Consider the following 2,451-nt stretch of genomic DNA (forward strand, 5'->3'; position numbering starts at 1 on the left):
GCCCGCGGCGCGCTCTTTGCCCGCGGCCGGCTGAAGCACCAGTATCCGCATTCCTGGCGCTCGAAGAAGCCGGTCATTTTCCGCAACACGCCGCAATGGTTCGTCTATATGGACAAGACCCTTGCCGACGGCACCACGTTGCGTTCGCGCGCGCTCAGTGCGATCGACGATACGCGCTTCGTGCCGGCCGCCGGCCAGAACCGCCTGCGCGCCATGATCGAGGGCCGTCCGGACTGGGTGCTCTCGCGCCAGCGCGCCTGGGGCGTGCCGATCGCCGTCTTTGCCGACGATGAGGGCGAGGTCCTGGTCGACGAAGCCGTCAACGGCCGCATCCTCGAAGCCTTCGAACATGAGGGCGCCGACGCCTGGTTTGCCGAAGGCGCCAAGGAGCGCTTCCTCGGCAATGACCATGACCATTCCCGCTGGACCCAGGTCATGGATATCCTCGACGTCTGGTTCGACTCTGGCTCGACGCACACCTTCACGCTCGAAGACCGCCCGGACCTGAAGTGGCCGGCCGACCTTTATCTTGAAGGTTCCGACCAGCATCGCGGCTGGTTCCATTCGTCGCTGCTGGAATCGGCGGCAACCCGCGGCCGCGCGCCTTACAACGCCGTCCTGACCCATGGGTTCACCATGGACGAGAAGGGCGAGAAGATGTCGAAGTCGAAGGGCAACGTCACAGCACCTCAGGAAGTGATGAAGGATGCCGGCGCCGATATCCTTCGCCTCTGGGTGATGACCTCCGATTATGCCGACGACCTGCGCGTCGGCAAGACGATCATCCAGACCAATGTCGACGCCTATCGCAAGTTGCGCAACACCATCCGCTGGATGCTCGGCACGCTTGCCCACGACAAGGGCGAGGAGATCGCGCTTGTCGATCTGCCGGAGCTGGAGCAGCTGATGCTGCACCGGCTGGCCGAACTCGACGAGCTGGTGCGCGAGAACTACGATGCCTTCGACTTCAAGAAGATCGCCCGCGCGCTGATCGATTTCGCCAATGTCGAACTTTCGGCCTTCTATTTCGATGTCCGCAAGGATGCGCTCTATTGCGACGCGCCGTCGAGCCTGCGTCGGCGCGCCAGCCTGCACGTCATCCGCCAGATTTTCGATTGCATGGTGACGTGGCTTGCCCCGATGCTGCCCTTCACCACCGAGGAGGCCTGGCTGTCGCGCAATCCGTCCGCCGTTTCCGTGCATCTGGAGCAGTTTGCTCCGGTCGCAAAGGAATGGCGCAACGATGCGCTGGCCGAGAAGTGGAAGAAGATCCGTACAGTGCGTTCGGTTGTGACCGGCGCCCTGGAAATCGAGCGCAAGGACAAGCGCATCGGCTCCTCGCTGGAAGCGGCTCCTGTCGTTTATATCGCCGATCCGGAGCTGCTGAAGGCGCTGGAGGGCCAGGACTTCACCGAGGTCTGCATCACGTCGGCAATCGAGATCAAGGCCGGTGAAGGACCGGTGGATGCCTTCCGCCTGGCGGAGGTCCCGGAGGTCAGCGTCGTGCCGAAGCTTGCAGAGGGCGAGAAATGCGCCCGCTCCTGGCGCATCACCAGGGATGTCGGCTCCGATCCGGAATATCCTGATGTTTCGGCCCGCGATGCCGCCGCCCTTCGCGAGCTTGCCGCGCTCAAGTGAAGAATATTGCCGGGTGAATTGCGTTTTCGCGGTTCATCCGGTAAAAGCTGCCTGAAAATGGCCGGAATTTTGCGTCAGGGGGACGGTTGTCCGGTTGGGCGACGATTGCACCGGCAGGGCTGGAAGGGTTTTCATGTTAGCAACGCATTGGTTCCGTATGGGCGCCTGCCTGTCTGTTGTAGTGGCGGGATGTTCCCTGGTGTCCGGTTGCGCCAGCAGCCCGACCTACGGCACCGACAAGACCGCCATGGAACAGCTGACCGACGATCTCGGCCAGTCCGTGTCGCTGACCGGACCGGACCCGAAGAACAAGGGCGTCAAGTACACGCCGCGTCCGACGCTGGTGCTGCCGGCCCAGGCGCAGAAAGAGACCCTGGTTGCGCCGCAGCCGACGGTCGCCAACAAGGACAATCCGCAATGGCTTGAATCGCCGGAGGAGACGCGTGCTCGTCTCGTTTCGGAGGCCGACGCGAATTCGGACAATCCGAATTACCGCTCGCCGCTCGCAAGCTCTGCGATCGAAGGCGGCCGGCGCACGACGGAAGCCCAGACCAAGGCCTATCGTGAAGCCCGTGCCCTGCAGAAGGGCTCCTATGTCGACCAGCGCCGCTATATATCCGATCCGCCGCCCGGCTACCGCACTGTCGACGATCCGGCAAAGCTCGATGATGTCGGCGAGCCCGAACTCAAGAAGCAGAAAAAGCGCAAGAAGGATGCAGCTGTCGCCAACACCGGCAAGCAGTGGTGGAATTTCCTGCAATAGCTTTTTCGGCGCGCCGGCAAGGATGAAGGCGCCGCGCACCGGCGCTGCGG

At 63.0% G+C, this 2,451-nt stretch carries 2 protein-coding genes; both read left to right on the forward strand.

Going from position 1 to position 2,451, the window contains the following annotated elements; genetic code table 11:
• Positions 1-1,638, forward strand: a 1,638-nt coding sequence (locus tag FY112_RS37700; RefSeq protein ID WP_246700662.1) for a class I tRNA ligase family protein, incomplete at its 5' end; no start/stop codon positions are given.
• A gap of 133 nt (positions 1,639-1,771) precedes the next feature.
• The gene (locus FY112_RS13135) at positions 1,772-2,401 is read left to right on the forward strand and encodes a hypothetical protein (RefSeq protein WP_094086646.1); all 630 of its coding nucleotides are present in this window, start codon (positions 1,772-1,774) and stop codon (positions 2,399-2,401) included.
• The last annotated feature ends 50 nt before the right edge of the window (positions 2,402-2,451 follow it).

It is taken from the genome of Rhizobium sp. PEPV16 (assembly GCF_008919455.1).
GTDB lineage: Bacteria > Pseudomonadota > Alphaproteobacteria > Rhizobiales > Rhizobiaceae > Rhizobium > Rhizobium leguminosarum_Q.

Excerpts from the sequence above, each read along its gene's own strand:
- FY112_RS13135 (WP_094086646.1), top strand. The coding sequence starts at position 1,772 with ATGTTAGCAACGCATTGGTTCCGTATGGGCGCCTGCCTGTCTGTTGTA.